This is a genomic window from Paracoccus sp. FO-3, assembly GCF_006386455.1.
Taxonomy (GTDB): domain Bacteria; phylum Pseudomonadota; class Alphaproteobacteria; order Rhodobacterales; family Rhodobacteraceae; genus Paracoccus; species Paracoccus versutus.
The window spans coordinates 1-17,185 of sequence record NZ_VCBQ01000104.1; the positions used below are offsets into that span (position 1 = coordinate 1).

A 17,185-nucleotide genomic window follows, 5' to 3' on the forward strand; every position below is an offset into this window, starting at 1 on the left:
CATAACGCGGACGCGGCATATTATGTTCTGGACTATCTGGCCCACTCCTTTCCGGTCCAGCTCTACGAGCCGTTCACGGACGGCGAAGGCAATCTGTCCTCCCGCCCGGTCTATCGCGACGGCCAGCCCGTCGAGAGCCGCGAAGCTGTCGCGCGCCGTGACGAGCTGATCGAACGGCTCGCCTCCCTGCCTCCCGTTCCGGGCGCTCTCGACCAGATCGTGCAGCGCTTCGGCACGACACAAGTGGCCGAGGTGACGGGCCGCTCGCGGCGCATCGTCCGCAAGGGTGAACGCCTGGCCGTGGAAAACCGGGCGCCATCGGCGAACCTCGCCGAAACCACCGCCTTCATGGACGACCTGAAACGCATCCTCGTGTTCAGCGAAGCGGGCGGCACAGGCCGCAGCTATCACGCCGAGCTGTCAGCGAAGAACCAGCGCCTGCGGGTGCATTATCTGCTCGAGCCGGGGTGGAAGGCCGATGCCGCCATTCAGGGCCTCGGTCGCACCAACCGCACCAACCAGGCACAGCCGCCGCTGTTCCGTCCGATCGCCACGAACGTCAAAGCCGAGAAGCGCTTCCTGTCCACGATCGCGCGCCGGCTCGATACGCTAGGCGCGATCACGCGCGGCCAGCGCCAGACCGGCGGCCAAGGGCTGTTTCGTCCCGAGGACAATCTGGAATCGAGCTACGCCCGCGCTGCGCTGCGCCAGCTCTATCTCCTGATCGTGCGCGGCAAGGTCGATGGCTGCTCGCTGGGGCGTTTCGAGGCCGCGACTGGCCTGAAGCTGATGGACGACAATGGCATCAAGGATGAGTTGCCGCCGATCACCACCTTCCTGAACCGCCTGCTGGCGCTCACCATCGAGTTGCAGGGCATCCTCTTCACCGCCTTCGAGCAATTGCTCGACGCCAAGGTGGCCGGGGCCATTGCCAGCGGCGTCTATGATGTCGGGCTGGAAACGCTGACGGCGGAGAGCTTCGTCGTCACCGAGCGCACGACCATCTACACCCATCCGGCAACGGGCGCACAGACGCGGCTGCTCGCCATCACCGAGCGCCGCCGAAACCAGCCAACCACGCTCGATACGGCGCTCGGCTGGCTCGACGATCCGCATGCCCGGCTGCTCGTCAATGCGCGTTCGGGACGAGCTGCTGTCCAGGTGCCGGCGCCATCCATCATGCTCGACGATGGCGAGATCGAACGCCGCGTCCGGCTGATCCGACCCATGGAACAACATCACGCGACCATCGCCATGATGGACGACAGCCATTGGCAGGAGGCGGATCGCGACACGTTCGCGGCCATCTGGCAGCGCGAAGTTGCCGAGGTGCCAGCTTACACCGAGGGCATGATCCACATGGTCAGCGGTTTGCTCCTGCCCGTGTGGAAGCGTCTGCCGAACGAGTCGACGCGGGTCTATCGGCTCCAGACCGACGATGGCGAGCGCATCATCGGGCGGCGGGTCTCTCCCGCCTGGGCCGCGAACGCCGCCTCTACCGGCGCGACCAATCTCACCAGCGACGAGGCTTACGCCGCTCTACTGGACGGCCACACCATCCTCGACCTGGCCGACGGACTCCAGCTTCGCCGTGCGCGCATCATGGGCGCGAACCGGGTCGAACTATCCGGCTTCACCGAGGCCATGCGGGATCGCCTGCGTGCCTACGGCCTCTTCAGCGAGATCATCTCATGGAAGCTGCGCTTCTTCGTTCCGATCGACACCTCCGGTCCCGCCATCCTCGGCAAGCTGCTCGACACCTATCCGGTCGAGCGGATCAGCGAGCGCGAGGCAGCGTGATGGCACGGCAGAACGCTTCCGATTTGGCTCACCGTCTCGGCCATCAGGCCGAGGCGGTCTGCCGTCACTATCTCTCGAACGGCCAGCGCCAGGGCAATTACTGGCAGGTTGGCGACGTCCGCAACACCAAGGGCCGCTCAATGTTCGTTCGGCTCAAGAACAGCCCGAAGGGCCGCGCTGGGAAATGGACGGACGCCGCGACCGGGGAACATGGCGACCTTCTCGACGTGATCCGTGAAGCGCTCGGCCTCATCGACTTCGCCGACATAGCCGACGAGGCCCGCACCTTCCTCAGTCTGCCACATTCCGAACCGGAGCCAGTACCGCGTCGCGGCCTGGCACCAGCGCCATCAGGATCGGCCGAAGCGGCACGTCGGCTCATCGCCATGACGCAGCCTATCGTCGGGACCATCGTACAAACGTATCTGCGTGGACGCGGCATTACGTTTCTGCACGGAACCGGAAACCTGCGTTTCCATCCCCGCTGCTACTACAAACCCGATGATGGCCCGACGGAAGTCTGGCCAGCCATGATCGCTGCCGTCACCGACCTCACCGGCAAGATCACCGGCGCGCACCGCACCTGGCTCGCGCCAGACGGCTCGGACAAAGCCCCGATCGACACGCCGCGCAAGGCGATGGGCGATCTGCTTGGGGCTGCCGTCCGCATCGGTGTTCCGGGCACCGTGATGGCGGCAGGCGAAGGTATCGAGACCATGCTGTCGCTCCGGCAAGTCCTGCCCGACATGGCGATGGCGCCAGCGCTCTCAGCGGCACATCTGGCCGCCATCCTGTTCCCGCCGAAATTGCGGCGGCTCTATATCGTCCGCGATGACGATCCAGCTGGCAACGGCGCGCGGGACACGCTGATTGAACGGGCGAACGCCGAAGGCATCGAGGCCATTCCATTGTCGCCGGCATTCGGGGACTTCAACGAGGATCTCCAACGGCTCGGCATCGATGCGCTCCGGGCGGGCGTCCGCGTGCAACTCGCACCGGAGGACGTCGTGCGATTCATGAGTCTGGCAGCCTAGCCGGAAAGGGCTGAAGGGCGGCGCGCAGTCGCCATGCCCGCAAGGATGCGCACACCATCGAAAGAGGACCGCGCCTCGGCCTTCGAGAGGGCGATCGGCCGTCAGCCGGGCCGGATCGGCAATGGCTACGGCCGACGATTTTCCGGCGGCGCGTGCCGCGCCTTTCAATCGCGAAACAAAATCGCCGGCCTTCGCCATCCTCCGCTGGCGCTTCGGCCATCTCGCTACGCTCGGGGTGCAGGTCCGTCCCGTCCGACAGCTTCGTCGCCATGAAGGCCGCGACGGTCGCGGTCCAACCGATGGAGCATCCCATGAGCGAGCATGACGACTACGAGCCGCACCATGAATCATCCCCAACCGACCACCTGATCCAGGAATTGCAGCTTCACGGCTACCGCCCCTCCGAAGACGAACTCGACCAGCGCCCGCCACCGGAAGACCGCATCGTCGAAGGCGCCGTCGCCGACATCTTCGACGCCCTGGTCGCCACGATCACCGACACCAGCCTCGATTACGACCTCCCCGATCTACTCTGGTCGACCGTCAATATGTTCCACCGCGCCGTGGACCGGATCGAACGGAATCTCGACGACAACGAACAGGCACAGAAGCAGCTTCAGCGCGAACAGGATGGCTCGGAGGTGAAGTCCCTCCAGCTCGAGCGCCTGCTCGACATCGGCATGAACCTGATCGACCGGCGCGACGGCATGGAAACCTTCCGCGAAGCCGCCGCCGAACGCTACCGCATCGCCACCGGCTCACCCTGGTCACAGCGAGCCGGATCACGGGTCAACCATCGCCACCTCACCGCGGCGCTCATCGACAGTCGGGATTTCCTCGCCGCCAAGCGGCGCGCGGATACCGAGGTGCTCGTGCCCGCCGGCCCGAAGATCGCCTTTTCGGGTGGAGACACCGCCGACCACAAGCATATCTGGGCCAAGCTCGATCAGATTCACGCCAAGCATCCGGACATGGTGCTGCTGCACGGCGGCTCGCCGAAAGGCTCCGAAATGATCGCCTCCCGTTGGGCCGACAGCCGCAAGGTGCCGCAGGTCGCCTTCAAGCCAAATTGGACGAAGCATGCCAAGGCCGCACCGTTCAAACGCAACGACCAGATGCTCAGCGTCGTGCCGATCGGGGTCGTGATCTTCCCCGGCACGGGTATTCAGGACAATCTGGCCGACAAAGCCCGTAAGATGGGTATCCCGGTCTATCGGTTCGGCTCGGGCGGCGCATAAGCGCCGCCTAAACCCGCCGACTTGCAGAATGATGGCACTTTCACTATATTGCTATCATTGCCATCAATCCCGACGGAGACGCTATCATGCCCGCAGTCACGATCCGGAACCTGCCCGACGCGACGCACCGCGCCCTCAAGGTGCGGGCGGCGCAGCACGGCCGCAGCGCGGAGGCCGAAATGCGCGACATCCTCGAGACGGCTGTCCGCCCCGATACGCGCCTCCGGCTCGGCAGCGCTCTCGCGGAACGTAGCCGCCGCCTCGGGCTGACCAATGAGGATGTCGATGCGCTCGGCCAAGCGCGCGACAAGACGCCGGCCAAGCCGATGAGCTTCGAATGATCCTCCTCGACACCAACGTCGTGTCCGAGGCGATGAAGCCCGCACCCGACGATACCGTGCGCGTTTGGCTCGACGAACAGGCGGCGGAAACGCTCTATCTCTCCAGCGTCACGATCGCGGAGTTGATGTTCGGGATCGGTGCGCTTCCTGACGGCAAGCGCAAGGAAAAGCTCGCCGACGCTCTGGACGGCGTAATGGAGCTGTTCGCGGATCGCGTCCTGCCGTTCGACGTCGGTGCTGCACGACATTATGCCGAGCTTGCCGTCAAAGCTCGCGCCGCTGGAAAGGGATTTCCGACACCCGACGGCTACATCGCAGCGATCGCGGCCGCCAAGGGCTTTGCCGTCGCCACACGCGACACCAGCGCATTCGATGCCGCCGGCGTTGCGGTCATCGACCCCTGGAGAGCCGAGCGCTGACGACCTGCCACAGGCAACTTGGGTTGGGCCGGGCAAACCGGCAGAAACGGCCCTCGCGGCAAACAGACAACACGGTCTCCTGACCGGACGACCACCCCCGCTGCAAGACGCTGATCCTTGGGTCCAGCCGATGGCCTGACGCCATCAACCCGTAAAGGGTCGGACTACGCATGCGCGTGCCGCCGCTGCGGCTTCGCCTCACGCGGTGATTGCGGCCGTCGGCCGGACTCTTCGGGCGCCTGTCAGCGGGGGATGGACCTCCGCTCAAGCAGGAGCCAGGTCGATGTCCTTCCAAACCGCTCACGCCTTCGCCTTCAGTCTCGCCACCACCCTGATGGCCGCCATCGTCATCTTCCGCGCCGGCGACGGCACGCTCTCAGTCACCCCAGCGGCCGAGTACGATGGCGACGAAGCTGCCATCGTCAGCGAAATCGACCCCTTCGCCTCATGAGGCGAACAGGGTCGCACACACGGCGGGACGCTGCGCGTTCCCGCTCCCACGGTGACACGAATTCTGCTAATCTCACTGTCGCGCTATGGTGGTGGTGGAGGCGCATCCGTCTGACATTGTTCGGAGACACCACCATGATCTTCATCAGCATTCTTCTCAGCATAGCCGCCATCGGATTCCTCTGCTGGCTCCTTTTCACGCTTGCGGTGTTCGCCCTCCCATTCTTCGCGGGCGTGACCGTTGGCATATGGGCCTATGGCACCGGCGCGGGATGGCTCGGCGCTATCCTTGTCGGATTTGTCGCCGCCGGTTCGACGTTTGGCCTCGGCCAGATCCTGCTCGCCACGGTGCGCCCGACCTGGGCGCGTCTGCTCGTCGCTGCCGCGTTCGTCGCCCCGGCCGTGGTCGCAGGTTTCCATGCCACCCACGGTATCGTGAAGCACACCTTGCCGTCGGAGACATGGCAGCTCGCGTTTTCGGTCATCGGAGCCGTTGCGGTCGGCATCGCCGCTTTCGCGCGTCTCACCGGAATGGCGGCACCCGGCCCATCGACCGGGCAAATGTCCCAGGCCTAACCCCGCATCATCCGTTCAGCGGACGAGAGCAAATTGCATCGCCGTCCGCATCATCGGGCTGCCCCGGTAGGGAGCGGAGATATGGATTACCGGCTGTGCCCTCTGGTCTCGGCATGTTGGAGCGCGTGGGGGGGACGGCAACAGAGTTGCGGCCGAGAGATTCCCGGCGTCGAGGCATCCCGTTAGGGCTGGCGGGACAGGGAAATGAGCACCTTGGCCTGGTTAGGGCATCGTCCGCCTGTGATTGCCGGCCAGGTCTCTGTGCCAGGTATGATGGTCGCCACTGTCTCCGTCATCCATCCTCCCAGTGCCCGCTCCAAAACGGCCTCTTCAATGGCCTGATCTGACCGAAGGACGGCTTCGCCTCGAGCGCCTATGCCACAACGGCTGGTCTCGACTTTCTTCCCCTGACGGCAGAGCCGCCATTCCTCGCGAAACAACAAAGCCGCGCCTGCGCCATCCTCCGCTGCGCTGCGGTCGCAAGCGATGTGTCGGCGCTCGCCTCCGGCCGGTCGATCGCCATCGAGGCCGCAATGGCGCGGGCTCGAAACGGAAAACGGAGACTTATCATGGCGACCATCGGCACCTTCAAGAAGACCGGCTCGAACGAGTTCACCGGCGAAATCGTCACCCTCAACCTCCAGTCCAAGGGCGTCCGCATCGTCCCCGACCTGCGTGCCAGCGGCGAGAACGCCCCCAGCCATCGGATCCTGGTCGGCCGCGCCGAAATCGGCGCCGCCTGGTCCAAGCGCTCCAACGAGGGCCGCGACTATCTGGGCCTCAAGCTCGACGAGGCGGATCACTGCTGGGACAGCGAAATTCTCGCACTCGCCCGCAAGGAGGCCGCCATGCTGAAGCGGGCCGGCCAGGCGGCGGCGCTCTCGGGCATTGGCAGGGCGATTTATGCGGCCCAGGTCGAGACACTCAAGGAAACGCGCGACAAGCGGCCGCAGCCAAATTTGCATCGCACCGAACTGAAAGACGCGGTCGAGCAATGGGGCGGGCTGGCCGCTCGGTTGGATATGAATCTGTTTCTCGCCGAAATCGGCCACCTCCCGCCTGCGGTTGAGGGCGTGTTGAAAGAAACTTCGGCCTGGGTTCGGGCAAATAGCAAGGATCCGATGCCGCTGCTCGACGTGTATGCGCGAGCGGAGGTGAGCAGGAAGGATGATCGCGCGCGTCTTGCCAGCAACCAGTTCGGCGTCGATCGGCGCATGGAATGGCAAGGCGAGCGCCATGGTCGCGCCGAGCCGCTCCATTATCGCTGGGGGAATGTGAAGCGGCTCCTGCGTGATCTGGAAGCCGTCGCATGAGCGATCGGCAAGCTTGGCACGGCCAACCCTACCTCGACGAACTGCGGCCCGGGCGATTGGAGACAGTCAAGCTCGCGTTGTTCGCGACCTACTCGGTCGACCTGTCTGCGGTCGCCGCGGCGTTGCTCGCCCTGATTGGTCGTAACAATGACAAGGGCAGCGGAACGGCGGTCGATTTTGCCGAAGCGATCGACAGGCTGCGCGATCACGTCAGGATAATCATCCAGCGCGGGCGGATCGCGCGCCCGGTCGCTCTCCCCCGTATCGCGGGCATCCTAGATCAGTTCATCGTCGAGCAACCCTACGATGAACGTGAGCGCAGCTGGCATCCGAAGATTGCTTTGGTTGCCTATAACTGCCCCAAAGGGGAAACCCGCTGGAAACTCTGGATTGGCAGCCGGAACCTCACCCGATCTCAGGATCTCGACGCGGGCGTTTTGCTGGACGGCAGCGAAAAGCGCGCGAAGGGACGGGTTCGGCTCCCTGGCGTCGGCGCGCTCGCGAGCACTCTCGCACGCTCCGCAGCGCGCGAGGATGCCGATGACATCTCGAAGCAACTGGAGGCGATCTGGTGGGATGCGCCAGACGGGTTTCGCTTACGCGCCCTCCTCAATGGTCTGGACCAAGGCGCTCCCTTGCCAGCGGAGCCGCCATCCGGCGCGGTCGACGGCATAACGATCATCAGTCCGTTCTTATCGCCCGACTTTCTGAAAAAGGCAGGCCACTGGGGGGCGGCTGGATCCAGAACGCTGATTTCGTCGATGCCGGCTCTTGCCGATATGGTCAGCCGGTCCAGGACATCGCTGACCGGCTTCTCGAAAATCCTGGCCTATGCGGCGCCGGACGTGCTCGCTGACGAGTCCACGCTCTCTCTTCCCGGCACCGAACCTGTGGCCGAAGATGATGTGGAGCCGGTGCCCCTTGCTCTCCATGCGAAGATTTTCTGCTTCCACTCGGGCGAGAAGACGATCTTGAGGGTCGGGAGCGCCAATGCGACCGAAAGGGCATGGTCCGGACGCAACTCGGAAGTCATGGTCGAACTCGAGGCCGGAGAAGCATTCGCATCCGGTCTGGCGTTCCTCGTCGGTAAAGCGACGCCTGTCACCCTAGAGGAACTCGCCGCCACAGACCTGCGCAGCATGAGTGCGGCCGATGCACTGGAAGAGTCGCGCAAGGCGCTGATCGCCTCTTGGGATCCGATTCTGCGCCGCGACGGGGAATGCTTCTCGATCAAAGCGCGGGCGGTTCCTTCGCTTGCCTACCTGGACCATGTGCTGCACGCCGGATCTGCAAATGGCGACCTGCTGGCTTGGCCAACCGACGCCGTCCGCCTCGGTCTTGGACCGATCCCCTTGTCACTTCAGTCTGCCTTCATTCAGGTCCGGATAAGCGGCCCAGACGGCGATTTGCGATGGATGCAGCGAGTCACCGTCGATCCGCCTCTCGAAGAGCAGCGGGATCTAGCCGCGCTGGCCAGCCACATGGGGCTTCGCGCATTTCATGACTGGATGCGTGCGATGCTCGGTGGCGACACGCTTCCGGTCGGTGGTGGCGCATGGGATGAAGATGCCGGATCGCGGGGGAACCGCCCCCAAGGCCGGGGTTATGACCGCCTGACGTTGGAGGATATTCTCACGGCTTGGGCACGCGATCGCAAAGCCTTCGGCCGGGTCGATCGCCATTTTGCGCCCTATGTGGATGCGCTCCTCGCCCACGGCGAAAACCTGAGCGAAACGGAGAGAGCTGACTTGAACGAACTCGCTCAGATCTGGGCCATCGTGCGGACCCGGCTTGCCCCATGAGCGCGAAATCAAAACCCTTCCAGGCCGCGACGGTCAAAGCTGCAACCGCCGCCCTGTCGGGAGGCAACCCACTGCGCCGGTTTCTCGTAGCGGACGAAGTCGGCCTCGGGAAAACCGTCGTCGGCCGAGATACGCTCGCGGCATTGGCGAGCAAAGCCCGTAAGTTCACGGTCTACTATATCACGAGCGGGCTCAAAGTCGCGGACCAGAACAAGGTCGAACTGCTGCGCTTCCTCGACAAGGACGACGCCAAGGACGCACTCTCCATCATCGACCGGGTCGGTCTCATTCCGTTCGAGGAAAAACGGAAGGGAAAGCTGCGGCTCTACGCCTTTACACCCACCACATCGTTCTCCAGCTCGCAGGGCCTCTACGGCGGAAAGGCTGTCGAGCGCGCGTTTATCAAGCTCCTGTTGGACGAACTATACCCGGGCCTGACCGCGGCCTTTCCGGAAGGCTATATCGAATATGGCGCAACGTCCGGCTGGCCATGGGCGTGCGAGGAAGCTCAAGGCAAGTTCGACAATGTCTCCGCCCTCTTCAAGACGGCTTATGGCCGAGCGTTACGCGCGGAATTTGGCAAGCCGGCCCGCGAAAACATTCTGCACGCGATCGATACGAGCAAACATGGCCAGAGCTTGGGCCGGATGCGGAAGGCGCTCGCTCAAGCCGCTTTGGATTCCGCCCCGCCCGATCTCGTCATTTTCGACGAGTTCCAATGCTATCGCGAGCTGCTCGACGCAGGCGCCGATAATCCCTTGGCGCGTCAATTGCTGGCAGGAATAGATGGAGGGACGCCGCCGCCGATCCTCCTCCTGTCCGCCACGCCCTATCGCTTCTATGCCGAGCGCTGGGAAAGCGGCGCTGGGGCTGCTCCTCATGTCGAATTTTTCGAGATTATCGAATTTCTGGGCGGGTCGGCTGTACGCGCTGAGGCTGAAACCCAATTTCGTCGTTTTGGCGATCTCCTGCATTTGATCGGCCACCTGCCACCCGATAGCCGAACGGCGGCGATCGAAGAGGCGCAAACGCTCAAGCATCATCTCGAGGCGCTCCTCACACCGCTCATGTCGCGGACCGAGCGTCCGGCTTCCGACCATGCCGGAGAGCCTACGCCGCCGTCCGTAAGGATCGAGCCCCACGATCTCGACGTCTATCGCCATTTCACCGACCATGTGCCGCCCAAGCTCGCGGGCAGCGCGATCGGCTACTGGCTTTCAGTGCCTCTCCCTGCGCAAGCGTTGGGGGACCGATACCTGATTTCTCGCGACATAGATTTTCCAGCCACGCGCAGCGTCCCCCGGCTTGGAGTCACCAATTGCTTCAAGCCGCCCAAAGACGGTTGGGGAAGCGCCAAGCTCCGCGCCCTCAACGACCTTGTGCCGACGGAGGCCCTTGCGCTCCCATGGGTGTTGCCATCGCTGACTTGGTGGGCGCCTTCCGGCCCATGGGCGAAGGTGACGCAATCACCCAAGATGCTGATCTTCAGCCGGTTCAGGGCCACGCCGCAAAGCCTGGCAGCCCTTGTCAGCCTAGAGGTCGAGCGCAAATACGTTGGGAAAAGCAGTCTTCCCTACGCCGCCGCGTGGAAGAAACGCCACCTAAATCCGAAGCCCAACCAAGGGCCCACGCTCGCCCTGTTTCACCCGAGCCCCTTCCTGATCCGCGCTGTCGATCCGCTCGATGTGAAGGGAAAGGCGGCGATGAAGCAGATCAGGGACAGGGCACGGCAGCAGATTATTCAGGCGTTGCCCCCGACGATCGCGCCGGATGCTCCGAATGCGCGTAGCAACCGACGCCGCAAACCAGCATGGGCGATCCTCGCTGCCATCGAGCACGCGCAGAAGGCCCCGCTGGCGCGGGAGTTCGCGGTGGTCCAGAAGAACTGGGGCCGGGTCGCACAGAAGGATGCGACACTTCAAACATTGCTCAAACAGCGCCAAGAGGCAGAGGCGATCACCTGGCTAAGCCGGTGGGAGTTGGACGCCTTGGTGGATATGGCTCTCGGCGCCCCTGGCGTCGTGACTGGCCGAGCACTCTATCGCCACCTTCCGGACCTTTTCGATTTCCAGGAGCAGCATTTCGCGCGGCTCGTACGCTTCTGCTGGACACGGCTGCGCACCTATCTGGATCGCCCTGTTTTCTGGTCGGTCTTGCCCGGCGAGGACGCCACGCAGAAATATCAGAATGCGTGCGTTGATGGCTGCCTGGAGGCCGTCCTCGACGAACATTTTTGGCTGCGCAAATCCAAGGTCAACCCTGATGGGCTGATCGAGGATCTGTCGACGGCGCTCGCAGCGAACGTCGGCACCTTCGGGTTCAAGGGGGCGAAGAAGAAGGACAAAATTCGTATCCGTTGTCACGCTGCGGTGCCGTTTGGGGGCGCCGAGACAGAGGCGCATCGACAGGACCATGATGTCAATGAACCGCCACCGGCGCGCTCTGAGGAAATCCGCAGCGCGTTCAACACGCCGTTCTGGCCCCACGTCCTGGCAACAACCTCTGTCGGACAGGAAGGTCTCGACTTTCATAGTTGGTGCGACAGGCTCGGCCACTGGGATCTTTGTTCCAGCCCGGTTGACCTGGAGCAACGAGAAGGCCGCGTTCAGCGCTTCGGCGGACTGACTGTCCGACAACCGCTCGCCCGAAAACTAGGTGAACAAGCGCTTGCGCAAGCACGAGGCCAAGCATCGTCGCCGTGGGACATCATCGCACGCGACGCCGACAAGGCATTCGCGAATGATAAAACCGGCCTCAGCCCGTGGTGGGCGATGGAAGGCGCAGATCTAAAGCGACATTTGTTCGCGCTTCCCCAAAGTCGCGACATTGATCGATTTGCGAAATTGAGGACGCAGAGGCTGCTCTATCGCCTTGCTTTGGGACAGCCGAACCAAGAGGATCTTGTCGATCTCCTGACGCATCACGACGTGGAAACGACGCGATCACTGCAAGCATTGACCCTCGATCTGTCCGCATTTTCACGACAGAAGAACCTCGATAAATAGCGGGCTTGCCATTCGGCGCTCCCGGCTCGTCCATCCTGTTCATGCGGGACAAGCAGCCCCTCACGCGGCCTGATCATCCCAGTCGGCGTCGTGCAGTTTCCCGCCTATTTATATCCCTGACTAGCCGCGTTCCCTACGCCTGAAGATTGATACTTCCCTGGCCACTTGCGCGCGCTCATGTTCGGTCGTGCAGGAGCGTGCGCCATCGAAGCTCGGCCATCGCGTCGATGCCTCTCCAATGACAGACGCATTTCGGAATGCGTCTCGCGCTTGATCGTCAACAATGACCGCGGCAGGTTTTCTTGCTGAAGGAGGGCATATGTCACAGACCACATTCCTCACACCAGAAGAAGTAGCCGAACGCTATCGTGGCAGCGTTTCCGTTGGCACACTTCGGAATTGGCGTGTGATGAAAATAGGGCCGTCGTTCGTAAAAATCGGCAAAGCGGTTCTCTACCGGGTCGATGAGCTTGAGGCGTGGGACGACAAGAATCGTGTGCAGTGCCGCGCCCCAAGGCGAATTGAACAAAGCGCTATGGATCGTGCTTGATCGCTTAGAGTCCATCTGGGATCAATTCGTGTTTTTGCATAGCTTTCGGAGCATGAGGCGAACGGTGGCCCAGCGCAGGAAGGTGAGGCCGGTGCGGTTGAGGTACTCCCAGTCCTTTGCCAATCGGCGGCAACGGTTGAGCCAGGCGATGGTGCGCTCGACGATCCATCGTCGAGGCAGGATGACGAACCTGTGCACGTCCGAGCGTTTGACGACCTCGACGTTGACCTGGGCACCGGCGGCGGCGAGGCCGTCGCGGAATTTTGGTCCCTGCTAACCGCTGTCGGCGTAGAGCTTGAGCAGAAACGGATAGAGGCCGAACAGCGCGCCCATCAGCAACACACCGCCGTCGCGATCCTGCACGTCGGCGGCATGCACGATGGACCGCATCGACAGGCCCTGTGTGTCGACCAGGACGTGCCACTTCTTACCTTTGATCTTCTTGCCGGCGTCGTAGCCTGGCGGATCGACCGAGCGCCCCCTTTTTTCGGCGCCCTTGACGGTCTGGCTGTCAATGATCGCCGCTGTGGGACTGGCCTCCCGGCCCGCTGCCTCACGACACGCAACATAGAGCGCGTGATGGATGCGCTCCAGCGCCCCGTCCCAGTCCCATCGCCGGAAGTAATCGTTGACCGTGCTCCGCGGCGACAGATCAACCGTTTTTTTAGTTGCCTGCCAGGGACTTGAAGTGACGTACAAAATTCAGAACATCGGCGGGCATAAGGCGACCGATCGCGCGGGTCGAGTAGACAGCTGTCACGATCCGGCCCTCTGGATCGATGACGAACCCGGTCGCTTGGAGGGCTAGCGGATTCTCATTGACGAAGGCGCCGGTGGCTGCGGAAACTGCTCGTGCATCCGCGCTGTAGCCGACCGGAAACCCTAGCTTGTGCTTGTCGACGAGCGCCTCCGATTTTTCCCGATCGTCCGTCGATACTGAGACGACCCTGATCCCGTCCTCGGCGAACTTGTCCGCCGCTCGCGCAAATTCGGCGAGCTGGGCGTTGCAGTATGGACACCAGGAACCACGGTGGAACAGGATAACACCGAACCCGCCCGCCAGATCTCCGGGCAAGTGGATTTCGCCGCCGCCAGCGCGACCAAAGATGAATGAGGGAAAGACGTCGCCATTCTGCAGCATCACAATTGCACTCCTTGTTAAATTTTTTTGGCGCTCAAAGCGCCGAGTGGTCCTTCACCGCTTCTTCCAACGCCCGCTTCAACCCGAGAAAGCGTTCGTCGACTGCGGCCGGGTTTTCGCGGTTGAGCGCGATCATCTGCGCACGTGTCTCGCCGCCGCGGATTACTTCGAACGCCCGGGCTTCGATGCCGGCAACGATCGCATCGGCGACGGCGGAAGCCGGCTCGCGCGAAAAGCCTAGATCGGGTCCGGCGCGGTTCGATTTCATCATGGGCGTATCGGTGCCACCCGGATAGACGGTCATCACGTGGATGCCCTCACCCTTCAGTTCGCGCCGCAACGCCTCGCCGAAGTTGGCAAGCCCGGCTTTCACCGCGGCATAGGTCGTATAGAACGGTGCACCGACGAGCGCTATCCCGGAGGAGATGTTGACAATCACGGCATCGCCGCCTTCCCGCAGGACTGGCAGCGCCGCCCGGGTCAACATGATCGGCGCCACGAGATCGATATCGATCATCGCCTGCAGTTCGGCTTCGGGCGTGTTCTCAAGGCGTCCAGCCCGAACCCCACCTGCATTGTTGACGAGGATGTCCAGGCCGCCGAGCTTTTGCAACGCTCCTTCCAACGTTGTAGCGCGGCCCTCCGGCGTGGCAATGTCGGCGACGACGCCGTGAACCTCACTGTCCCCTGCCTTCAGCTCGGTGACAGCATCCGCGACCATTTTGGCGCGGCGGCCGGTTATAGCTACCCTCGCGCCCTTGGCCAGAAGCGCGTGGGCAAGGGCCAGTCCGATGCCGCTCGATCCGCCAGTGATCAGAATGCGTTTGCCATCAATGTTCACGAGCGTGCTCCTTCCAGCTTATCCTGTGTCCTGTTCTCGAAGTCGGACGCGTTGTGGCGTTCGTGGAGTTGGCTCGACGGCTCGCCCGAAGTCCGGTTGACCTTGCGGCCGCGCGTCACCGCCGGTCGGCCATAGATCTGTTCGGCCCAGCGATTCACGTGCGTGTATTCGTGCGTAGAGAGAAACTGCGCCGCGTCGCCATACTGCCAGCCCTTCACCAGACCGCCATACCAGGGCCAGATCGCGATATCGGCGATGGTATATTGCGAACCGGCAACATACTCGTTGTCGGCAAGACGCCGGTCGAGAACGTCGAGCTGGCGTTTCACCTCCATCGCGTACCGGTCGATGGCGTATTTGATCTTCTCCGGCGCATAGGCATAGAAATGGCCGAAGCCGCCGCCGAGGAACGGGGCCGAGCCCATCTGCCAGAACAGCCAGGATAGCGTTTCGGCGCGCATCGGCTGTTCCGTCGGCAGGAAGGCGCTGCCGAATTTTTCCGCCAGGTGCATCAGAATCGCGCCGGATTCGAAGATGCGGATCGGCGTCGGGCCGGAGCGGTCCATCAGCGCAGGGATCTTGGAGTTTGGATTGACCTCGACGAATCCGGAGCCGAACTGGTCGCCGTCGCCGATCTTGATCAGCCAGGCGTCATATTCGGCGCCCTTGTGACCGGCCTCGAGCAGTTCCTCGAACATGATAGTGACCTTCTGGCCGTTCGGCGTGCCCAGCGAATAGAGCTGGAAGGGATGCTTGCCGATGGGCAGCTCCTTATCATGGGTGGAACCGGAAATCGGGCGATTGATACTGGCGAACTGACCACCATTGCCCTTCTCCCAGGTCCAGACTTTCGGCGGCGTGTACTCTGCGGTATTCGTCATGGTCGCTCCTGTGACGTCTCAATGGCCAGCTTAGGCCGCCGGAGGATAATTCGACGGGAACAGCGCGCGCTTTGTCTCCTCGTCGTTCACTTTCTTGAAGGCGTGGTCCTTGCCGACTTCTCGCGCTCTGGAGGCGGCAGGCCGTGCATCGACAGCTTCGAATAGGCGCTTGAGGTTGGGAAAGGCCGCCAGCGGGTCTTCCGCCCCTTTGCGTACACGGGAGGCGCGATCGAGCCAGCCCCAGGCGGACATGTCGGCGATCGTGTAGCTGTCGCCTATGATCCAGTCCCTCCCCTCAAGATGATCGTTCAGGACCTGATAGTGGCGCTCGGCCTCGCGACGATAGCGGTTGGTCGCGTATTCCTGGCCCTCCGGCGCGGCGAACTGGAAATGCACGGCTTGTCCCGAAAAAGGCCCGAGACCCGTGCCAAGGAAAAGCAGCCAGGACAGCAGTTCGGGCCGATCCTCCGGCGTGCCGAGAAACTTAGCCGTTTTCTCGGCAAGGTAGATCAGGATCGCAGTGGAATCGAAAACCCGCGCTTGCCTGCCTCCCGGACCGTCCGTGTCAACAATGGCTGGTACCTTGCCGTTCGGATTGATCGCCCGGAACGCCGGAGCGTGCTGCTCGCCCTTGCTGGTGTCGACGGCCACGGTTTCATATGGAACCCCTGCCTCCTCAAGGAACAGGGCAATCTTGGCCGGGTTCGGCGTGGGATGGAAATAGAAGCGGATCATGGTGTCTCCTGCGGTTGAATTGACAGTGTTGCAGACGATGGCCGGCTGGCCGCCAGCAGGACGCCCACAACGATGACTGCTATTGCAATGCCTTCGACGAACGACGGCGTTTCGCCCAGGGCCGGGATGGCAAGCAGCGATGCCGCAGCGGGAACGAGAGCGATCATGGCCGTCGCCGCCGAGGCGCCCAACAGCGAAACCGCTCTATTGAAGGTGACGAGCGCAACCGCCCCCATCAACACACCCTGGTAAAACAACTGGAGCGCTATCTCGCTTGCGGACGCGCGGCCGAGATGGCTGAGACCGAAGAGGACATAGGCTGGCAGAAAGAGAGCTGCCGACCAGATGCAGATGAGCGCCGCCGCCTGGATCGACGACAGGCCGCTACGGCGGAACAGCAACGTATAGACCGCCCACATGCCACCTGCCGCGGCTAGGGCCGTAACGCCGGCTGGACTGGGCGGAGCCTGTGTCGTGACGGCTCCGGTGAGGCAGACCAGTCCGGCGAGGATCGCGGCATATCCAGTCCACCGGATCCACCCCTGCTGTTCCTTCAGGAAGACGAAGGAGAGTATTCCTGCGACGAGAGGCATCGTCGTTGGAGCAATGGAGGCGGCCTGAGCCGCCGAAGTCAGTTTGAGCCCGAGCGCCACGAGGAGCACGAAGGGTGCACCCCACAGCAATGCAAACAAAAGCCCCTCACCCCATGCAGACATGGGAAGGCGCGAACCGCGACGCAGGACAGCCGGGGCAAGGAGGACGGCGCCCACGCCGAAGCGAAGCGCGGTCACGTCCCAGACCTGCAATTCGCGCGTGACGCTGAACCGGGTCACCACGAACCAGCCTGAAAAGATCGCGATCGATAGAGCAGCCCAGAGCAGACCCTCAAGCCGCGTGCCCCGCCATGACGCCACGCGTTCCGCTCGTGTAACTTCAATCGCCTCCTGGGCAGCCATGATTCCAGCCTTTGGATCGTCCAAGGCTGCCGGCAGAGAAACGATGACGCCGGTCACACCTTGAGTTTTAGTTCACTTGTTCTAGAATGCATCGGCGCGGACA

Annotated in this window: 15 protein-coding genes and 2 pseudogenes; 11 read left to right on the top strand and 6 right to left on the bottom strand. The window is 63.0% G+C overall.

Going from position 1 to position 17,185, the window contains the following annotated elements:
- The 11 genes and pseudogenes from FE811_RS21405 to FE811_RS21450 form a co-directional block, all read left to right on the top strand.
- On the top strand, window positions 1–1,800 hold a 1,800-nt coding region (locus FE811_RS21405), incomplete at its 5' end, for a strawberry notch C-terminal domain-containing protein (protein WP_181180916.1).
- Window positions 1,800–2,834: a toprim domain-containing protein gene (locus FE811_RS21410; protein ID WP_140848694.1), complete on the top strand. Its 1,035-nt coding sequence runs from the start codon at window positions 1,800–1,802 to the stop codon at window positions 2,832–2,834. The genes FE811_RS21405 and FE811_RS21410, both read left to right, overlap by 1 nt.
- 311 nt (window positions 2,835–3,145) lie before the next feature.
- Complete coding sequence (locus FE811_RS21415) at window positions 3,146–4,072, top strand: DUF2493 domain-containing protein (RefSeq protein ID WP_140848696.1); 927 nt, start codon at window positions 3,146–3,148, stop codon at window positions 4,070–4,072.
- Window positions 4,073–4,158: 86 nt separating this feature from the next.
- On the top strand, window positions 4,159–4,413 hold the full coding sequence (locus tag FE811_RS21420) for a plasmid stabilization protein (RefSeq protein WP_140848698.1): 255 nt from the start codon (window positions 4,159–4,161) through the stop codon (window positions 4,411–4,413).
- Entirely contained in the window at window positions 4,410–4,832 is a 423-nt protein-coding gene (locus FE811_RS21425) for a type II toxin-antitoxin system VapC family toxin (RefSeq protein WP_140848700.1), read from the top strand. The genes FE811_RS21420 and FE811_RS21425 overlap by 4 nt, the downstream gene beginning before the upstream one ends.
- Before the next feature lie 283 nt (window positions 4,833–5,115).
- The gene (locus FE811_RS27600; RefSeq protein ID WP_181180917.1) at window positions 5,116–5,283 is read left to right on the top strand and encodes a hypothetical protein; all 168 of its coding nucleotides are present in this window, start codon (window positions 5,116–5,118) and stop codon (window positions 5,281–5,283) included.
- A 134-nt stretch (window positions 5,284–5,417) separates the two neighbouring features.
- Entirely contained in the window at window positions 5,418–5,858 is a 441-nt protein-coding gene (locus FE811_RS21430) for a hypothetical protein (protein ID WP_140848702.1), read from the top strand.
- Between the two features lie 569 nt (window positions 5,859–6,427).
- Window positions 6,428–6,652 (top strand): annotated as a pseudogene (locus FE811_RS27605) (DUF736 domain-containing protein); the annotation flags it as partial.
- Between the two features lie 515 nt (window positions 6,653–7,167).
- On the top strand, window positions 7,168–8,973 hold the full coding sequence (locus FE811_RS21440) for a phospholipase D family protein (protein ID WP_140848706.1): 1,806 nt from the start codon (window positions 7,168–7,170) through the stop codon (window positions 8,971–8,973).
- On the top strand, window positions 8,970–11,978 hold the full coding sequence (locus FE811_RS21445; RefSeq protein ID WP_140848708.1) for a helicase: 3,009 nt from the start codon (window positions 8,970–8,972) through the stop codon (window positions 11,976–11,978). The genes FE811_RS21440 and FE811_RS21445 overlap by 4 nt, the downstream gene beginning before the upstream one ends.
- A 319-nt stretch (window positions 11,979–12,297) precedes the next feature.
- The gene (locus FE811_RS21450) at window positions 12,298–12,528 is read left to right on the top strand and encodes an AlpA family transcriptional regulator (protein ID WP_012114961.1); all 231 of its coding nucleotides are present in this window, start codon (window positions 12,298–12,300) and stop codon (window positions 12,526–12,528) included.
- 21 nt (window positions 12,529–12,549) lie between these two features.
- Here the strand turns inward: FE811_RS21450 and FE811_RS28380 are convergent.
- The 6 genes and pseudogenes from FE811_RS28380 to FE811_RS21485 all read right to left on the bottom strand — a co-directional run.
- Window positions 12,550–13,182 (bottom strand): annotated as a pseudogene (locus FE811_RS28380) (IS5 family transposase); the annotation flags it as partial.
- A gap of 10 nt (window positions 13,183–13,192) precedes the next feature.
- A complete protein-coding gene (locus FE811_RS21465) occupies window positions 13,193–13,669 on the bottom strand; it encodes a peroxiredoxin family protein (RefSeq protein ID WP_012114960.1) in 477 nt (158 codons plus the stop codon).
- Between the two features lie 34 nt (window positions 13,670–13,703).
- On the bottom strand, window positions 13,704–14,510 hold the full coding sequence (locus FE811_RS21470; RefSeq protein WP_120216264.1) for an SDR family oxidoreductase: 807 nt from the start codon (window positions 14,508–14,510) through the stop codon (window positions 13,704–13,706).
- Entirely contained in the window at window positions 14,507–15,391 is an 885-nt protein-coding gene (gene yghU, locus FE811_RS21475) for a glutathione-dependent disulfide-bond oxidoreductase (RefSeq protein WP_120216265.1), read from the bottom strand. The genes FE811_RS21470 and yghU overlap by 4 nt, the downstream gene beginning before the upstream one ends.
- A gap of 30 nt (window positions 15,392–15,421) precedes the next feature.
- Window positions 15,422–16,126 (bottom strand): glutathione S-transferase family protein, encoded by a 705-nt coding sequence (locus FE811_RS21480; protein ID WP_012114957.1) that lies wholly within the window; start codon window positions 16,124–16,126, stop codon window positions 15,422–15,424.
- Complete coding sequence (locus FE811_RS21485; protein WP_012114956.1) at window positions 16,123–17,082, bottom strand: DMT family transporter; 960 nt, start codon at window positions 17,080–17,082, stop codon at window positions 16,123–16,125. The genes FE811_RS21480 and FE811_RS21485 overlap by 4 nt, the downstream gene beginning before the upstream one ends.
- Window positions 17,083–17,185 lie beyond the last annotated feature (103 nt).

Excerpts from the sequence above, each read along its gene's own strand:
- FE811_RS21410 (WP_140848694.1), top strand. The coding sequence starts at position 1,800 with ATGGCACGGCAGAACGCTTCCGATTTGGCTCACCGTCTCGGCCATCAG.
- FE811_RS21425 (WP_140848700.1), top strand. The coding sequence starts at position 4,410 with ATGATCCTCCTCGACACCAACGTCGTGTCCGAGGCGATGAAGCCCGCA.
- FE811_RS21420 (WP_140848698.1), top strand. The coding sequence starts at position 4,159 with ATGCCCGCAGTCACGATCCGGAACCTGCCCGACGCGACGCACCGCGCC.
- FE811_RS21415 (WP_140848696.1), top strand. The coding sequence starts at position 3,146 with ATGAGCGAGCATGACGACTACGAGCCGCACCATGAATCATCCCCAACC.
- FE811_RS21480 (WP_012114957.1), bottom strand. The coding sequence starts at position 16,126 with ATGATCCGCTTCTATTTCCATCCCACGCCGAACCCGGCCAAGATTGCC.
- FE811_RS21450 (WP_012114961.1), top strand. The coding sequence starts at position 12,298 with ATGTCACAGACCACATTCCTCACACCAGAAGAAGTAGCCGAACGCTAT.
- FE811_RS21445 (WP_140848708.1), top strand. The coding sequence starts at position 8,970 with ATGAGCGCGAAATCAAAACCCTTCCAGGCCGCGACGGTCAAAGCTGCA.
- yghU (WP_120216265.1), bottom strand. The coding sequence starts at position 15,391 with ATGACGAATACCGCAGAGTACACGCCGCCGAAAGTCTGGACCTGGGAG.
- FE811_RS27600 (WP_181180917.1), top strand. The coding sequence starts at position 5,116 with ATGTCCTTCCAAACCGCTCACGCCTTCGCCTTCAGTCTCGCCACCACC.
- FE811_RS21440 (WP_140848706.1), top strand. The coding sequence starts at position 7,168 with ATGAGCGATCGGCAAGCTTGGCACGGCCAACCCTACCTCGACGAACTG.
- FE811_RS21430 (WP_140848702.1), top strand. The coding sequence starts at position 5,418 with ATGATCTTCATCAGCATTCTTCTCAGCATAGCCGCCATCGGATTCCTC.
- FE811_RS21485 (WP_012114956.1), bottom strand. The coding sequence starts at position 17,082 with ATGGCTGCCCAGGAGGCGATTGAAGTTACACGAGCGGAACGCGTGGCG.
- FE811_RS21465 (WP_012114960.1), bottom strand. The coding sequence starts at position 13,669 with ATGCTGCAGAATGGCGACGTCTTTCCCTCATTCATCTTTGGTCGCGCT.